15 protein-coding genes are annotated in these 17,349 nt (G+C 67.2%); 5 read left to right on the top strand and 10 right to left on the bottom strand.

What is annotated here, in order from left to right:
- Positions 1-4: 4 nt before the first annotated feature.
- Positions 5-379 carry a hypothetical protein gene (locus FFS56_RS15860; RefSeq protein WP_127012853.1) on the bottom strand — a complete coding sequence of 125 codons (375 nt, stop codon included), beginning with the start codon at positions 377-379 and terminating at the stop codon, positions 5-7.
- Between the two features lie 676 nt (positions 380-1,055).
- On the opposite strand from FFS56_RS15860, the gene FFS56_RS15855 reads away from it, so the two are divergent.
- A complete protein-coding gene (locus FFS56_RS15855) occupies positions 1,056-1,340 on the top strand; it encodes a helix-turn-helix transcriptional regulator (RefSeq protein ID WP_127012854.1) in 285 nt (94 codons plus the stop codon).
- Between the two features lie 24 nt (positions 1,341-1,364).
- On the opposite strand, the gene FFS56_RS15850 is transcribed toward FFS56_RS15855, so the two are convergent.
- From FFS56_RS15850 to FFS56_RS15805, 9 genes are all read right to left on the bottom strand, one after another.
- Positions 1,365-2,153, bottom strand: coding sequence for a DUF6602 domain-containing protein (locus FFS56_RS15850; protein ID WP_127012855.1), 789 nt, complete (start codon positions 2,151-2,153; stop codon positions 1,365-1,367).
- Between the two features lie 471 nt (positions 2,154-2,624).
- Positions 2,625-4,217, bottom strand: a complete 1,593-nt coding sequence (locus tag FFS56_RS15840) for a ThiF family adenylyltransferase (protein ID WP_164734133.1) — start codon at positions 4,215-4,217, stop codon at positions 2,625-2,627.
- Positions 4,214-5,263 (bottom strand): nucleotidyltransferase, encoded by a 1,050-nt coding sequence (locus FFS56_RS15835; RefSeq protein WP_137772191.1) that lies wholly within the window; start codon positions 5,261-5,263, stop codon positions 4,214-4,216. The genes FFS56_RS15840 and FFS56_RS15835 overlap by 4 nt, the downstream gene beginning before the upstream one ends.
- 392 nt (positions 5,264-5,655) lie before the next feature.
- Positions 5,656-7,185 carry a multicopper oxidase family protein gene (locus FFS56_RS15830; RefSeq protein ID WP_127012859.1) on the bottom strand — a complete coding sequence of 510 codons (1,530 nt, stop codon included), beginning with the start codon at positions 7,183-7,185 and terminating at the stop codon, positions 5,656-5,658.
- Positions 7,178-9,781, bottom strand: a complete 2,604-nt coding sequence (locus tag FFS56_RS15825; protein ID WP_101305248.1) for a heavy metal translocating P-type ATPase — start codon at positions 9,779-9,781, stop codon at positions 7,178-7,180. The genes FFS56_RS15830 and FFS56_RS15825 overlap by 8 nt, the downstream gene beginning before the upstream one ends.
- Entirely contained in the window at positions 9,778-12,231 is a 2,454-nt protein-coding gene (locus FFS56_RS15820; protein WP_137772192.1) for a phosphoketolase family protein, read from the bottom strand. The genes FFS56_RS15825 and FFS56_RS15820 overlap by 4 nt, the downstream gene beginning before the upstream one ends.
- Positions 12,232-12,289: 58 nt before the next feature.
- Entirely contained in the window at positions 12,290-13,150 is an 861-nt protein-coding gene (locus tag FFS56_RS15815; RefSeq protein WP_101305246.1) for a F510_1955 family glycosylhydrolase, read from the bottom strand.
- Positions 13,151-13,255: 105 nt separating this feature from the next.
- A complete protein-coding gene (locus FFS56_RS15810; RefSeq protein WP_101305245.1) occupies positions 13,256-13,870 on the bottom strand; it encodes a DUF305 domain-containing protein in 615 nt (204 codons plus the stop codon).
- A gap of 99 nt (positions 13,871-13,969) precedes the next feature.
- Entirely contained in the window at positions 13,970-14,440 is a 471-nt protein-coding gene (locus tag FFS56_RS15805; protein ID WP_005049599.1) for a DUF6153 family protein, read from the bottom strand.
- A 155-nt stretch (positions 14,441-14,595) separates the two neighbouring features.
- Here FFS56_RS15805 and FFS56_RS15800 point away from each other — a divergent pair, with 155 nt between their 5' ends.
- The 4 genes from FFS56_RS15800 to FFS56_RS15785 form a co-directional block, all read left to right on the top strand.
- On the top strand, positions 14,596-15,060 hold the full coding sequence (locus FFS56_RS15800; RefSeq protein ID WP_101305243.1) for a DUF6153 family protein: 465 nt from the start codon (positions 14,596-14,598) through the stop codon (positions 15,058-15,060).
- A gap of 394 nt (positions 15,061-15,454) precedes the next feature.
- A complete protein-coding gene (locus FFS56_RS15795; RefSeq protein WP_157831541.1) occupies positions 15,455-16,126 on the top strand; it encodes a M23 family metallopeptidase in 672 nt (223 codons plus the stop codon).
- Entirely contained in the window at positions 16,126-17,016 is an 891-nt protein-coding gene (gene lgt, locus FFS56_RS15790) for a prolipoprotein diacylglyceryl transferase (protein ID WP_101307116.1), read from the top strand. The genes FFS56_RS15795 and lgt overlap by 1 nt, the downstream gene beginning before the upstream one ends.
- A partial coding sequence (locus FFS56_RS15785; RefSeq protein ID WP_137772331.1) for a cytochrome c biogenesis protein ResB occupies positions 16,994-17,349 on the top strand: 356 nt, incomplete at its 3' end. The genes lgt and FFS56_RS15785, both read left to right, overlap by 23 nt.

The following is a 17,349-nucleotide window of genomic DNA, read 5'->3' as shown; positions in this document are numbered from 1 at the left end:
GCGGTTAGTGCGACACGGACCTCAGCGCGTCCGCGTGTTCGTCGCACACCGTCCAGACCCACATGCGAATCACGTACTGCTTGGCCGAAGCGCCGCAGAGCTCGCACACCTCGATGCTGGCCCACTCCGCAGCTCGGATCGCTTCGATGAACGCCTCGTTGTAGTCGTACGGGTCGTCTGACGGACTCGCGGAGTAACTCAGCGAGCCGAACTTCGACTTGACCTGTTGCACACGGTAATCGGGTGCGATCTCCACGAGCGCGGCATCAAGGCGTTCCAGGAGTGTGTACCAGCCAGGGTTGACGTCCACGATGGGCGGCCAACCCGCATCGATGCGCGCGACAATCTTCCGGATGCTCGGCGGATACTCGTCGTTCATGCGGGCCTCCCTAGCGTGACCTGCCCTTTAACCACATCGACGTCGAGTCTGCTGTTGGCGTCAGACATCGCGATCTTCACGCCCCCTGCCACTCTTGTTCCTCGCGCGAGAGAGCTCTCTGAACGCTCGCCCCACACGCAGGCTTCGCGTCACTCCGGAATCCCACGCGATCATGTTGCGACGCCGCCACTCGATCGCCACATGCCCACGAAACCCCGAGATGGCACGACGCCGCTCCATGAACTCCAGGCCTGGCGGAAAGGGAGCCGGTAGCCCGCACGTGTCCGGTAGGAGGTGAGCGAACAGCTCCGCGAATGTCGGACTCAGTCCCGTCCGTCGACGGGTCTGAGCGACGAAGACCGCCGCGGCGAGAGCCCACGACTCCGCCGTGTCGTCGCCGGTGAAGTCCTCGAAGACGTACACCCAAGATGCAGGAGCCGGCGAGCCGATTCCTCTCCACCAGATCGGGTTGGGATCGGGTCCCACCGCCACCATCTCAATCACGATCGCACGCACGGGCCTCTCCCGAGATGCGACCGGCTGTCGTCGAGAAGGGCAGCACACGTGCAGGAGCAGCGGAGGAAATCCGGAGAGCAAGGATTGTTTCGTATGGCCTCCCAAATTATGCCATACCGATTAGGCCATACCGCGGCTTCACCTTCAGCACGCTGAGAATGTGACCCGTCGGAACGAAGCGACTGAGCAGGAGTGGAGCCTCTACTCCCAGCGCTTCGCGACCACGCTTCGTTCCGTGCGCGAGCGCGCCGGCCTCAGCCAAGAAGAGGTCGCCTACCGCTCCGGGCTCACCCGCTACACCTATCAGAAGTATGAGAAGGGCGAGTCGAGGCCTGGCAACCCAGCGAATCCCACGCTTCGTACGCTGATCGCGATGGCTCAAGTACTCGCCGTTTCCGTGGACGAGTTGATCCCCGATGCCCCGCCCGATCTTCGAGCGCGCTAATCCGCGTGCATGCGGGAACGTCGCTCAAGCGGAGCCCGCCCCCGAGTCCTCTTCAACCTGATCTAGAAGGTCATCGCTGTCGAGGACGCCTCGTTCTTCTAACGGCGCGTAGTAGGCATCGAGATCGATAGCGAGCGCCGTTCCAAGCTTGGACAATGCGCGGAAGAGATGCGTTGCGAACCAGATGAGTTCCTGCCCGTCCGGCGCAAACGTCAGCTGGTCAGTCTGATCGAATGCTCCGCCGCGCACCGATATGCCCAGGTCAAGCGCGGTTGGATCGTTCGCAGTGATCGCGTCCTGTGCCGCGTCCCCTCGGATGCTGGTCCACTCCAGATCCGTGCTGAGGAATGCCCCAAGGATCGGCTTGCTAGACGGATCCTGCGGCGGGTAAATGCCACCGGCATGCCTGATCGAAGCTGACGTACGGTGTAGCGCTCGGACACTGGCCACCTTGTCTCGGGCATAGTCCAGGTTTGCCTTATTCATCACGGGTTTGATCTCGCAGACGGCGTAGATGCTCTCCACCGGCACGAAACGAACCCCGTTGTCATCGAAGAAGAGCGGCGAGTACTGCTGGTCGTAGACCGCCAGATCTATCTGATCGCTCTGGCCACCTTGCGAATCGATTGCAAAGACTGGTCCGACCCCATATCGTCGCGGCAAGAACTCCGCGAGCACCTCGACCCAGCGGGCCTCAGTGGAGTCACCCTTGGTGCCCGGATGATTCGTAAATGTCGGCATGATGCCGAGTCCGGTAAGCATGTGCTGCTGCTTGGCGGCGTAGGCACGTGAGAGGTCGAATGGCTGGGCCATGGTCAAGGCTTCCCTTCGTTCGTAGGCTCTGGTAGGTCGCCGGCAAGAGAAACATCACAGGGCCGAACGACGACGCCTCGTGCGAGGTGGACATCGTGTGAGTAGCTACTTCCAACGCGTCGTGCGACCAAGAGGATTACTGGCGCCATCGCTTTCGCAGAGGTCGCTACGAGTGTCGCGCGGTCTGTTGGGCTCGCGGGCACGTCCATCGGGTGTGAGTGCCAGTCGCCCAGGTACCCTAAACGCGGGTCGCGCTCGCGCAACCCGCGAACCGCGGAGCGTGTTGCCCCGCGAGGAATGCGGTAACTCGTGCGCCCGCGCGCGTTTGTTGAGATCTCCACCATGTCCGTGATCCATTGAAGTCCTCCGGTGTGAACTCCCACGAGAATGCCGCCTGTTTCGAGCGGATGCGAGCGGGTCGCCGCAAGGTCGATCCGCTCCAGCGTCGATTCTGAGAACAGAACCATCGGCCTACTCATCAATAGCCTCCGCAACGGAAGCCTTACCTGGCGCCGCAGGGAAGCCGTACGTTCCGGGTCGATCGAAAGGCTCTGCATCGAGGCCGTCCAGCACGGTCACGGTGTCTTCTGCATCGCGCGAGCGGCCCGCAAGTATGGCGATTGCGGCGAGACCGGTGTCAGCTGCGGCACGGGTGACCGCTGCCGGAGGCGAGTTGTGCACTGGTGATGTGCACCCGAGTTCGAGGAAGCCCGTCAACCCACTCTCTTCCCCTGCGGGAATGACCGGATACTCGGGTGGTGCACGTCGCACAAGCGGGGTATCTGTGGTGAGTTGGCGCCGGATTCGAAAGGCTCGCCCCTCCCGGAAGAGCGCGACGGTGAGGAACGGCACTTGCTCAATGGCACACGCTTGCGCGATGGCCAACGTGGTCGCGAACATGCCCGTGGAGTCGACCACAAGATCGAAGCCTCGAACAACTTCCGCTACCTCCTCCGGGTTCGCCGATATTCCTTCCCGGGTGGTGACCTCGCACCAGGGGGAGGCGCTCTCAATCAAGACTTTCAGTCCGGACGTCTTCGTGTATCCGACCATGTGCGCGGGCAACACGTGACGAACCAAGTTCACCGAGCGGAGCTCATCATCATCGCTGAGATGAAGTACGCCGGTACCGCTGGAGGCGAGGGTGAGAGCGACCTGTCCGCCGATGGCCCCGACGCCTACGAGAAGAACACGCCGGGTCCGGAGGATCGCCGCGTCTGCTCCCGCCCGACGTAGTCTGCTGGCGACATCTCGGGGTGAGGCTATGTGTGGCACGGCACCCAACGAGTCTTTGTCGCCGGAGAAGGAAAGCACCAAAGCTTCGAACTGTCCATGCTTCGGCCATACGAGGACGGCGAAATCGTACCCGCCGCTCGCCCTGCCCTCTTCGACGGCGGCGCGTCTCCCCACTCCATGCATCAGGTTCTCACGCTGGCGACGAGTCAAGCAGGACAGCAATGCGTCAAAGGTTCGTGGCGTTTGCCGGACGACACTACGGTAGAGCACCACGCCTTCGAGCGGATGATCGGCAGCCGGCCCCCGAGTCAGGGTGAGCAGCACGTCTGCCTTGCCATGAACGACGTGAACGTCACCGTTCCTTGGATTCGTTCCCACGAGGCCCGGCAAGTCGATCTCAGCCCGGCGGGGCGACAGCCCCTCGAACATCGCCCAGGCGTCAAGCGCGCCGCCTTCGGGACCGAAGGCTGTCTTGGCGCTCTCAGCCCATTGCTCCAGTCGCCCTCGAAGCCCTTCCCACGTCTGCCCGGCGAGCTGGCCAGGGTCGTCGTCTGCCCATAGACAGATGTACCCCGTTCCGGGCATGACGTGATCTGCAATCAGCCCTGGGACTGCTGTTTTCGCCGCGACCGCCGGCCACCCGTCGACGATCGTGACGGACATTGCGTCCGCGTCGGTGAGATCGGAGAGTACTTCAGGTAAGGGCCCGGTCCATCGCGCCTGATTCGCATCCGGAAGAGGACTGAACCCGGCGCGCACGAGTTCAGAGCAGAACGCCTCGAAAGCCGCTTGATCATGCACGTACGGCCGGCGGAGCTTCTCAGTCATGTGGACAGTGCGAATCCTCGCGCTTGTGTCGGACCCACAGCCGACACCGCGGTGATGCGAGGAACAACACTTCCGTCCGCCGCGCATCCCGGAGGCAACGGGAGGATCTGTCCGCGCTCGTTTGTGCCCAGGATGTCACGCCAGATCTTCGCTGCGCCACACCGGTCAGAAGACAACGCTTCGTCCGCTTTGTCGGCCAACTCGATGAACAGATTCGCGGCTGTGCGCCACTGTTGAGCAGAAAGTCCCGGCGTGAGTGAAGTACCAAGGATGGGATCAGCCATTCCGTTGGTGACCGCTTTACTGAACTCGATGCCTACTTGACGGAGAGATGCCGCACGGAGCTCCGCCCAAGACCCACCACTGACGCGATTCGCCTCCCAGGCGTAGTAGGCGGCGATCTCGACGTACAGTCCGCCGGGACGAGCTTCGCCAAGATGCGTGTGACGGACTTGCCTCAGGAGCCGCACGATCGGCTTGTAGGCATTGCGGTCACCGACGGTCGGGCTCGCTGTCCGTGTCGATAACGCCGCCGACGCATCTGCAAACGCCACGGGGCTCGTCTTCATCCATCGCGTGTTTGCATCAGACCAGTCCGTTCGATCTCGAGCCGGGATTCCCCAGTGTTCACCCCACGGCACTGCCGGTACGGCATCCACACTGAACCCGAGGTCGGGCCGGGCCGAAGGAGGACCGAAATCCACCTTCACGCTCCTCGCCTGCAGCGTGACCCTGCCACCATCTTCGACCCGCCCGTACTGACGGATCAACAACTGCGCGACACGGTCGTAGATCAACGAGGGGTTGTCTCGAATCGACAACTTGGTAAAGCGCAGGAAGATATCAACGTCCTTCCCGGGGTGTCGACCTGTCTGGCGTGCATACGAACCAATCAGGATCGAGTCGACTCCCCATTCACGCAGAACCGCATCAGACTCGAGAAGGTTTCGCACCTCGGTGTGCGCCGCGATCGCGAGCTTCTGCTTGTCCGGGCTGATCGTCACGTTCGATACAGCGTCTTCGAACTGACTGGCAAGAGTTTCCATCTGGTCCTTGCGATCTTGGTCTTGGTGGCAACGGTGTGAGGAGTACCGACTATGGACCGAGGCTACTCACAGCCTCCGACATCCCGCGTTCGTTCCATTGCTAGCGAGCCTCGCGGACCCTCGCTAGTTGGCAGTACTGCCAAGTGACTGACAAGTAGCGGTGGATTTTGCCATCTTCACGCGGAACCTACAGGTCAGTTGTGTAGGTTCCCGGTCAAGGTGGCGGAGAACTCGGGGATTCCACGCTAATTGGCAGCAGTTTCGTCAGCAGGATTCCGCGCGAAATGGCAGATCCCTACATAAGAGTAGGAAGTCCACTTAGACTTGACGTCCGCCGCCGCCGTCCGATCGCCCGCGCGATCATCCTCCCGTGCTGGGGATGAACGCGCGGTTCATGACTGGTATCCGAGCACCGTGGTCATGCCGGTCTCGGCGTGGTAGATGTTGTGGCAGTGCGCGACCCACTGGCCGGGGTTGTCGGCGTCGAAGTCGACTGTCAGGGTCTGGCCCGGGAGGATGATGGAGGTGTCCTTCCGGGGGCCGCCGTTCGCGTGCTGGTAGGTGTGGCCGTGCAGGTGGAACGGATGCCACATCTCGGTGTCATTGCGGATCCGCAACTGCACCCGCTCCCCCATACTGACCGCGTGCGCGTCCCGCAACGGGTCGTTCATGTCGAACCGGCGCCCATTGATCCCCCAGTCGTACGCCTCCATCCCCCCGGTCAGCGCGAGGTGCACGACCCGGTCGGGGGACGCCTCGTGCAGGGTGACGGAGGCGGTCGCGCTCAGTCCGGCAGCGGTGCCGACCCTGCCGGTGCCGAGCTCGGCGACGGGGACGTCGCTGGCCGGAGCCGTGCCAGCGGCGGTGCGAACGAGCGCGAACGCGCGATCCTGCTTGCCTTCCGCGTCGGCGACGACAGGGAACACCCCATCGTCCAGGGTGACCTGCAGGTCGTAGCGTTCGCCCATCCCGATCAGGACACTGTCGACCTCGACAGGATCCACCGGGAACCCGTCGGTGTGGGTGATCGTCAGGGTGTGGCCGCCGATCGCGAACCGGAACGCGGTGTCGCTGCCGGCGTTGATGACACGGATCCGCACCCGGGCACCAGGAGTGCCGGTGAATTGGGCGGGGTCGGCTTTGGGTTTGCCGTTGATGAGGTAGTGCGGGTAGTAGACGTCGCCGGCGTCGCCGCCGAGCAGGTCGGAGGTGGCGCCCATCAGCAGGTTCCCCATCCGCATGAACATGTCGCCCATCCCGCCCATGTCTCCCATGCCCTTCGAGAGGTCGGTGAGGACCTGGTCCGGGGTGGCGGTGACGCCGTCGAGCCAGTCGTCGAGGATCAGCACCCATTCGTCGTCCCACGTCACCTTCTCGTCCGGGTCGTCGATGATGAGCGCACCGTAGAGGCCGTGGTCCAGTTGCGGGCCGACGTGGGGGTGGAACCAGTAGGTGCCCGGATGCGGGGTGACGAACTCGTATGCGAACTGTCCGCCCGGGGCGATGGGGGCTTGGGTGACCGGAGGGACCCCATCCATGTCGTTGCGGAGGGCGAGTCCGTGCCAGTGCACGGAGGTGTCCGCGTCGAGCTGGTTGCGGACGGTCGCTTTCAGCGTGTCGCCTGCGGTGAGCCGGATTACCGGGGCGGGGATACCTCCGAACGCCCAGGTGGCGGCGGCGGTACCGGCCAGGTCGAGCGTGGTGGGGGCGGCGGTGAGGTCGACGGTGGTGACTCGGCCGGTGCCGCCGCGGTTCTTCTCCGTGCCGGACACCGCTGCGCCGGTGGGTGTCACCCATTGCGGCGCGGGGGTGCAGGAGGCGAGCACGGCTGCCGCGACGGCGCCCAGTCCGAGTCCGAGCACACCTCGTCGGGTCAGCAGCATCGGGGAGGACGGTGTGGGAGAGAGCGGACGGTCAGGCATGTTCGGGCTCCTTCTGCATGGTCGTCGCAGCGGGCGCCTGGGCGGGCAGGCGGAGCCGCTTGAGGAGGAGGGCGTTGACGGCGACGATCACGGAGGAACCGGACATCGACAGGGCGGCGATCTCCGGGGACAGCATGATCCCGAACGCCGGGTAGAACACGCCGGCGGCGATGGGGAGGGCGGCGGCGTTGTATCCGATGGCCCAGCCCAGGTTCTGCCGCATCTTTCGCAGTGTGCCCTTGCCGATCTTGAGTGCGATCGCAACATCGAGCGGGTCCGAGCGCATCAGGACCACGTCGGCGGTCTCGATGGCGACGTCGGTGCCGGCGCCGATCGCGATGCCGAGGTCGGCCTGGGCGAGGGCGGGGGCGTCGTTGACGCCGTCGCCGACCATCGCGACCTTCTTGCCCGTCTTCTGCAGCTCGGCGACCTTCGCGGACTTGTCCTCGGGGAGCACATCCGCGATCACGGTGTCGATGCCGAGGAGAGCGGCGATCCGGTCGGCGGTGGGCTTGTTGTCCCCGGTGAGCATTGCGACCTCGACGCCCTGCTCGTGGAGAGCGTCGATCGCGGTCTTTGCGGTGTCCCGGGGTGCGTCGGCGAGACCGATGATCCCGGCGACTTGCCCGTCCACGGCGAACAGGATCGCGGTGCGGCCGGACCCAGCCAGGTCCTGCTGAGCGGCCTGCACCCCGCTGATGTCGATCCCCTCCCCGGTGAGAAGGCGCGGGTTGCCGAGGACGACCTGTCGACCGTCGACGGTGGCGATCGCGCCCTGCCCGGTGACGTTTCGGAACGCGGTCGCGGTGCGACGGGGGATGTCGCGGGTGTCGGCGTAATTCACGATCGCTTTCGCCAGAGGATGCTCGGATTCCCGCTCCAACGCGACCGCGAGGGAGAGGGTCTCGAGCTCGTCGCTGCCGACGGGGATGTAGTCGGTGACCTCCGGCTCCCCCTTGGTGAGGGTGCCGGTCTTGTCGAACACGACCGTGTCGATGTGGGCGGCGGTTTCGATCCCGGAGGCGTTCTTGAACAACACGCCCCGTTTCGCGCCGAGCCCGGTGCCGACCATGATCGCCGTCGGCGTCGCCAATCCGAGGGCGTCGGGGCAGGTGATGACGACGACGGTGATGGCGAACAGGATCGCCATCGGGATTGCAGCGCCGGCGAGCAGCCACACCAGGAAGGTGAGGGTGCCGCCGATCAGGGCGACCAGGACGAGCCAGAACGCTGCCCGGTCGGCGAGGCGCTGTCCGGGGGCTTTGGAGTTCTGCGCCTCCTGCACGAGCTTCACGATCTGGGCCAACGCCGTGTCCGACCCGACTTTGGTGGCTGTGACGCGGAGGGTGCCGACGGTGTTCACGGTCGCTCCGATCACCTCCGACCCGGGCGCTTTGTCCACCGGCATGGATTCGCCGGTAACCATCGACTCGTCCACCTCGGACTCTCCGGATTCCACGACACCGTCGGTGGGGATCTTCGCCCCCGGCCGCACCAGCATCAGATCCCCCGGGACGACCTCGCTGGTGGGGATCTCGACTTCCTGCCCGTCACGGATCACGACCGCCTGCGAGGGTGCGAGCTCCAGGAGGGTGCGGATGGCGTCGTTCGCGCCGCCGCGGGCGCGCATCTCCACCCAATGCCCCAGCAGCACGAAGGTGGCAAGCACCGTGGCGGCTTCGTAGAACACTTCACCGCCGCCGGTGAGGGTGACCGCGAGGGAGTACAGCCAGCCGGCGCCGACTCCGACCGCGACGAGCACCATCATGTCGAGGGTCTTCGCGCGCAGCGCCCGGTAGGCGCCGTCGAAGAAGATCCACGCGGAGTAGAAGATCACCGGCAGCGACAGGATCAGCATGAACACGTCATCGCGCAGCCCGAACGGGGCCGGCACCTCGAATCCGATCACCTCCCGCCCGATCGGAGACCATAGGGTGATCGGGATCGACAGGATCAGCGCGACCAGGAACCGGTTGCGCATGTCGCGGATCATCGCGTCCATCGACATCCCGCCGTGGTGCCCACCGTGGCCCATCATCTCCTGCGCACTGTGACCCGACGCTGCACCATGATCGTGCCCACCCGCGGCCGCGGTGTGACCGGCGTGCTCGACGTGGTGACCGGCTTGCTCACCGTCATCCGCCGTCGCCGACGGGGCGTGCGTGTGGTCGTGGCCAGCGGCGTGATCGTGGACGGGGTCGTCGTGATGGCCTGCGTGACCCTCGTGGTTTGCGTGGCCTGTGCGATCCGTGTGGCCTTGGCGCGCGTCGTGACCCGCCTGCGGTTCTTGTGCGCCGTCGGCTGAGGGGCCGGCGTGGTCGTGGGCGCCGTGGTCGTGTGCGTCGCCGGTGGGAGGGCAGATGTGGTCGGGGACGGACTGGCCGGCGCAATGGTAGCCGCAGTCGATGACCCATTGCTGGAGGTGGGCGACCGAGGTGGTCTCGGGGTCGTAGGTGACGGTCGCGGTCTGTGAGACCGGGTTCGCGTCGACAGCGATCACTCCGGGTTGTCGGCTCAGGTGGGCTTCGGTGACGTTCTTGGAGGTCGCGCGGATCATGCCGCTGACCTGCAGGGTCACGGTTCTGGTGTCACTCATTTCGGTTCCTTCCGGATGGCGGGGTCGGTGGTGTCGGGGTGGGGCCATTGCCAGTCGGCGACGGCGGGGATGTCGGTGCCGTGCTCACGGGTGTGGGCGCGGGCATGCAGGCGGGCGTCCTGCAGCTCCTGCCGCAGCTCCGCGTGGCGGGCGGCGAGGCCCGGGACGTGGTCGAGGACGTCGATCGTCAGCCGGTACCGGTCGAGGTCGTTGAGCATGACCATGTCGAACGGGGTCGTGGTGGTGCCGCGCTCCTGGAAGCCGTGCACGTGCAGGTTCTGGTGTCCGGCGCGCTTGTAGGTGAGTCGGTGGATCAGCCACGGGTAGCCGTGGTAGGCGAAGATCACCGGCTTGTCGGGAGTGAAGATCGCATCGAACTCCCGGTCCGGGAGACCGTGCGGGTGCTGGTCCTCGGATTGCAGCCGGGTCAGGTCGACCACGTTCACCACCCGCACTCTCAGGTCGGGGATGTGCTCGCGCAGCAGCGCCGCCGCGGCGAGGGTCTCGAGGGTGGGGACGTCGCCGGCGGCGGCGAGCACCACATCCGGCTCGGTGCCTTCGGTTTCGGTGCCCGCCCACGGCAGGATCCCGAGCCCGCGGGTGCAGTGCTCGATCGCCTCGTCCATCGTCAGCCACTGCGGGGCGGGCTGCTTCCCGGCGACGACGACGTTGATGTACCCGGCCGAGCGCAGGCAGTGGTCGTAGGTGGACAGCAGCGTGTTCGCGTCGAACGGCAGGTAGACGCGGACGATGTCGGGGCTCTTGTTCAGGGCGAGGTCGATGAACCCGGGGTCCTGGTGAGAGAACCCGTTGTGGTCCTGCCGCCAGACGTGGCTGGAGAGCAGGTAGTTGAAGCTCGGGATCGGGTCCCGCCACGACACCTCCCGGGCCGCTTCGAGCCATTTGGCGTGCTGGTTGAACATCGAGTCGACGATGTGGGTGAACGCCTCGTAGCAGTTGAGCAGCCCATGCCGGCCGGTAAGGACGTAGCCCTCGAGCCAGCCCTGGCACTGGTGCTCGCTGAGCACCTCCATCACCCGCCCAGTCGGGGCCAGGTGCTCGTCGACGGGCTCCACGGCCGCGTTCCACTGCTTGCCGGTGGCCTGGTAGACGGGTGGGGCGAGCCGGTTGGAGGCGGTCTCGTCCGGGCCGAAGATGCGGAAGTTGTCCGGGTTGTCCCGGATCACCCCCGCCAGCCACTCGCCCAGCACGCGGGTCGCTTCCCCGGTTCCCGCACCCCGCTCGGCCGGGTCGACCGGCTGCGCGTGCTTGTGGAAGTCCGGGAGCCGCAGCGGGACGGTGAGTTGTCCGCCGTTGCCGGCCGGGTTCGCGCTCATCCGCCGATCCCCGTCCGGGGCGATCGCGACCGTGGCCGGGCGGGGGGCGCCGGTCACGTCGAACAGCTCGTGCGGGCGGTAGGACGCCAGCCAGTCCTCGAGGATCCGCAGGTGCTCGGGATTGTCGCGGACCTCGGCGAGCGGCACCTGGTGTGCCCGCCAGGTGCCCTCCACCGGCAGACCGTCGATGATCTTCGGGCAGGTCCACCCCTTCGGGCTGCGCAGCACGATCGCCGGCCACGCCGGCCGCCCCTCCAACGTCCCGGCCGCCGCGGCGGCCTTGATGTCCGCGATCTCATCCAGCACCGCATCCAGGACCGCCGCGAACGTCGCGTGGGACTCCTGCGGGGTCTCGCCATCGAAGCCGACAGTGACGACGTGGGGGTGATGGCCGTAGCCGCGCAGCAGCGCGACCAGCTCTTCCTCGGGGATGCGGGACAGCACGGTCGGGTTGGCGATCTTGTACCCGTTCAGATGCAGGATCGGCAGCACCACCCCATCCGCGGCGGGGTTGAGGAACTTGTTACCGTGCCACGCGGTCGCCAACGGCCCGGTCTCTGCCTCCCCGTCACCGATCACGCAGGCGACCAGCAGGTCGGGGTTGTCGAACGCGGCCCCGTAGGCGTGCACCAGGGAGTAGCCCAGCTCCCCGCCCTCGTTGATCGACCCCGGCGTCTCGGGGGACGCGTGCGAGGGGATCCCGCCCGGGAAGGAGAACTGCCGGAACAACGCCCGCAGCCCCTCTTCGGTGCGGTCGATGCCCGGGTAGCGTTCGGTGTAGGTGCCGTCCAGGTAGGCGTTGGCGACAATGCCGGGTCCGCCGTGCCCGGGCCCGGTCACGTACAGGGTGTTCAGGTCGCGGTCGCGGATGGCGCGGTTCAGGTGGGCGTAGAGGAAGTTCAGGCCCGGGGTGGTGCCCCAATGGCCCAGCAGCCGCGGCTTGATGTCGTCCCGGATGAGGCGGTGGCGCAGCAGCGGGTTACCCTGCAGGTAGATCTGCCCGATGCTCAGATAGTTCGCCGCCCGCCACCACGCATCCACCGCCGCCAACTGCTCGGCGGTGGCATCAGTGGTGCGGTGCGCCCACGCGGGGGGTGCCGGTGTGGGGGTCATGGTCGGTCTCCTTCCGATCCGCGGCCGCTCGGGTCGCGCCAGGTGCGAATGACGGTGGTTATGGTGTTGCCGCCGGGATGAGAACGGTGGCGGTGGTGTCGCGGATCCAGACCACGCCGCGGTCATCGACCAGGACGATCGCACCGTCCCCGGTGACCCCGAGGGCTTGGACGGTTCCCGTGGTGGTGCCGACGTCCTCCCAACCGGTGCCGACCAGACGTCGCAACATCCCGTCGGTGTCCACTCCGACCACCCCACCGGTTGGGTCGGTCTCCACCAGGTACAGCACTGGCGCGTCCGGCGCCGGGGTGAAGGTGGCGCCACCGTCGGTGCTGTGCTGCAGCCCGTCCTGGGTGGCGGCGTACAGGGTGCCGTCGGTCGCGGCGGCCAGGTCGACGGCGGGCAGCTCGGCACCGTCCGCCCAACTCTGCCCGCTGTCGCTGCTGGTGCGCAGCAGCGGGCGGGAGGATCCGATCCCGTACAGGGTGCCGTCGCCGGTGACGGTGAGGACGTGGAAGTCTTCTTCCCCGGTGAACGCGACCGGTTCCCACGAGGCGCCGGCGTCGAGGCTGCGGATGATGCCGAGGTTGGGGGCGCCGAGCTCCGCCGGGGTGGACTGGCCGGGGTGTCCGGACGCGTAGAGGGTGTCACCGGTAGCGGTCAGTCCCATCGCGTCCAGATCGATGCCACCGACCGGGCCGGTGACGGTGCCGTCCTCGCCCAGCGTGTACAGGCCGGTGTGGGTGCCCAGCAGCACGGTGCCGTCACCGTCGTCGACGATGCCGTGCACATGCCCGAACCCGGCCGCGGTGCTCGCGGGTGCATCGGGCTCCGCAGGGGTGGTGCTGCAGCCCGTGAGCAGCAGCGCGACGGTGACGGTGGCCGTGATCGCCAGTCTGCGGGTGGTGGGAGAGATCATGAACGGAGGGCCTTTCCGTGCGGGTACGCCGGATACCGGTGACCGCACAGGGGTCGAGGGTGGGGCCTCGGACGGGAGCGCGGGTCCCGTCCGAGGGGTACCGGGTCAGAGGCTGGCGAGGATGTCCTGCATCGTGGTGATCTCGGCGGTCTGCCCGTCGATGATCTGCTGCGCGAGGGCGGCCACGTCCGTGTTCTGTCCGTCGGTGAGCACCGACTGCGCCATCGTCACGGCGCCCTGGTGGTGAGCGATCATGCCGTTCAGGAACAGGCGGGTCGCCTCGACCCCGGTCGCGGCATCCAGAGCGGCCATGTCGTCCTCCGACATCATCCCGCCGCCCATGTCCATGCCGTCCATCCCGGACATGGAGTCGTCGTACGGGACGCCCCACTCCTCCAGCCAGCCCTTCATGGTCTGGATCTCCGGGTCCTGTGCGGTCTTGATCTGCTCGGCGAGGGAGACGACTCGCTCGTCGATGCCGTCTTTCGCGAGGATCTGATCGGCCATCTCGATGGCCTGCTGGTGGTGCGGGATCATCATGGTCACGAACATCTCGTCCGCGGCGTTGAACGCGGCGGCGGACTGGGAGGGGGCGGTGCTGGTCATCCCCCCGGAGCCGTGGTCCATGCCGGGCATGGTGCCGTCGGTGGGGGCGCAGCCGGCGAGCACGAGCACGGTGGCCAGGGCGCCGGCGGTCAGCGTGAGAGTACGAAAACGCATCAGGGGTGTCCTTGTCTATTCAGTCGGTGAGGGTCTGATCAGTGCCCGGGAGGGCAGGGTGCAGCATCCCCGGCAAGGGTCGCCGGGGTTCAGGCGGAATCAGGTGCGACTGATGGACAGGACAAGCAGTGAAGGCGGGCGGGGATGCGGCAATCCGGCCAGCAGAGTCCGGGTATGGGAGCGCGAGCGGGCTACGGCGTATGTGAGAAGGGCACGGGACGTCGGGGCGAGCAGGACGATCACCGCGGCCAGCAGCGCCAGCACGCACACCATCATCAGCATCGAGTGATCCGGCATCCCCGCAGGGCTGCCGCACCCGTCCTGGCAATGCCCTCCAGCGCCCTCCGCCGCAGCTGCGGTCATCGGCGTATCGTCGGCGGCGGCTGGTGCGGAGCCGACCTGGCTGTGCGTGCTCATCGCGCTGGTCTCTGATGCCAGGGCGGGCTGGTGGGAACCGGTCAGGACGTGCATGGACAGCAGCCCGGTGATGATCGCCAGGGCGATCGGAGCGGCCAGCAGGAGCCGTCGCACCCCGGGGGTCAGACGCGCGTGCGAGCGAATCACGTTCACGACCGACCTCCTTCCCGTCCAGGGTAGCGGTGCCTTGCCTCCGCGACACGGTCAGAACACCACGCACGGGAGCGGGTGCCCCCTACCACTCAGCATATACCCATCCGGGGTATCCAGGATGGGTATCGCTTCGGGGATGGCTACCCGCCCGGGGTATGCTGGGCGTGATCGAGGAAGGGGCGTCGACGGTGAACCAGGTGGTGGCGCGACGGCGGGCACTCGGGTCCCGGCGTGCCCTGTGGTTCTACCTGGCCGCGGTGACCGCGATCATCGCGGGGCTGCTTGCGATGCATTCGCTGAGTCTGGAAGAGGACCAGGCGGGCACTGTCGTGTCCGCCTCCGCAGTCGTTGCGGCCCCCGATGCCGCCGCTGATGTCCTGGTCAGCGGGGTGGCGACGCCCTCGTGCGATGAGACGGTCTGCGGGACGTCTCATGCTTTCGCTGCCGTGACGTGTCTGCTCGCGTTGCTGACCCTGCTCATCCTGGTGCTCCCGGCCCGGGACGGGTGGATGTCGCTGCTGGCGTGGCTGCGATCCCTCCCCGGCAGGTCGGGCTCGTTCACGTCCGGGTCGCCTCTTCTGCGGCCCTCCCTGATCGTGCTGTCGATCAGCCGCACCTGATCAGCACCCCGCCCGCGCCCGCCGCCTGAGCCGCCGCCGGCGCGTGATGTCGCCGACGGTCCACGATGTGCGGCCCGCAGGCGAGCGCGACCCGTCTGCGGCAGCGCCATGGGTGATCCGATCCCGGATTCTCGCCGTGCACTCCGGGCCGCGGCTCCCGGTTGGACCGTGTGACGGCGACCGTGCGCACCTTCATCGTCCCCCTCATCCAGGAAAGTCTTGTATGCCCGAACCCGCCCCCTCCACCCCGACTCCCGGTACCGGGACGCGCCGTGCGGCGAGAGCCGCCCTGTCTTCCCCACCCGTCCAGACGCGACGCGATCGACGCCGTCGGCCCACCCGTGCCGCCCGGACACCTCGACACGCGCCGCGCCGCACGCTCACCCGATCCCGGATGCTCGCCGGCGCGGTGATGCTCCCGGTCGCGTCGATCGCCGGACTGCCGTTGCTGATCCCGTTGACGCCGGAGCCGGTGTTCGCCGTCGAGGCGACCCGCACCCCGGTGCGCGCCCAGTCGTTCACCACCCCCGACACCGTCACCGGGACGGTGATGGTGCGCGGGGACTACACGGTGGCGGTGACCGCCCCCGTCGGGACCGAGTCGTACGCGCACACCGCGGACACATTCACCAACGACCCGGCATCGGCGGTGCAGTGGCCGTTCACCGTGGGAGTGCCGATCAGCAGCACGTTCGGGTACCGCACCCCGCCATGCCCGTCCTGCTCAAATTTCCATGCCGGACTGGACATGACCCCCGGGATCGGCACCCCGATCCAGGCGATCGCCGACGGGGTGGTCACCACCGCGACGGAGCAGGGCGGCGCGTACGGGGTGTACGTGGTGATCCGGCACGAGATCGACGGGCAGGTCGTGGAAAGCGCGTACGCGCACATGCGGGAAGGGTCCCTCGCCCTGACCCCGGGACAGACCGTGCGGGTGGGGCAGATGGTCGGCCGGGTCGGGGACAGTGGGCGCAGCTTCGGCGCACACCTGCACTTCGAGATCCGCACCGGAGGCGAAGCGGTGGACCCGCTGGCGTGGCTTCCGGCGAGGGTGAGGTCCTGATGGACGCACTCCTCATTGTGGCTCCGGCGCTGATCCCGAGCCCGGGGATCAGCTTCGTGCAGGTCGGTCCGTTCCAGATCCGGTTCTACGCGCTGGCGATCCTGGCCGGGATCGTGCTGGCGGTGCTGATCACCGGCCGTCGGCTGCGGGCGGTCGGGCACCCGGCCGGGGTCGTGGTGGATGTGGCGATGTGGGCGGTGCCGTTCGGGATCCTCGGCGCCCGGATCTACCATGTGCTCACCCATCCCGGCGACTACTTCTTCCCTGGCGCGGACCTGTGGCGGGTGCTCTACATCTGGGAGGGCGGGATCGCGATCTTCGGTGCGATCCTGGGCGGGCTGGTCGGGATTGTGATCGGCACCCGTCGCGCCGGGATCCCGGTGCTGCTGTTCCTGGACGCGCTCGCGCCGGGGATGCTGGTCGCCCAGGCGGTGGGGCGGCTGGGGAACTACTTCAACCAGGAGCTGTTCGGCCCGCCCACCGCCTTACCGTGGGGGTTGCAGATCGACCCCTCAGCCCCCGCGATCCCGCCGGGGACCCCGGCGGGGACCCTGTTTCATCCGCTGTTCCTGTACGAGCTGCTGTGGAACCTGGCCGGTGCCGCCGTGATCGTGCTGCTCGAGCATCACCGTCGCCGGCACGGCCGGATCACGCTGGGCGCCGGGCGGAGTCTGGGCGTGTACCTGCTGTGGTACGGGGCGGGGCGGGCGGTGCTGGAGTCCATCCGGCTGGATCCCACCGAGCTGCTCGCCGGCGGGCTGAAAGCGAACGTGCTCACCGCCCTGGTGGCCGCCGTACTGGGGGTCGGGCTGCTCGCCCACGCCTCCTGGCGCGCCCGCCGCCGCGCACCCGTCCGGGGGAGGGGGGATGCGCGTGTCGATCCGCAGTGAGCAGGCCCCGCAGCTGCCCGCCGATCACGTCGACCGGCCGGTGGACGAGCCCACGAATCCGCGCCTGAGCGTGTCGGGGTGGGCGCGGTGGGCGTGGCGGCAGCTGACCAGCATGCGCACCGCCCTGGTGTTGTTGCTGCTGCTCGCGGTGGCCGCGATCCCCGGGTCGTTGATCCCGCAACGCTCCTCCGACCCGAACGGGGTGATCCAGTTCGACAAGACCAACCCGGGCTGGATGTGGGCGGTGGACCTGCTGCAGCTGCACGACGTGTTCGGGTCGGTGTGGTTCTCCGCGATCTACCTGCTGTTGTTCGCGTCGCTGATCGGCTGCAT

It is taken from the genome of Microbacterium sp. Beta (genome assembly GCF_005502545.1).
GTDB lineage: Bacteria > Actinomycetota > Actinomycetes > Actinomycetales > Microbacteriaceae > Microbacterium > Microbacterium oxydans.
This window is presented reverse-complemented; position numbering and strand designations above follow the sequence as displayed.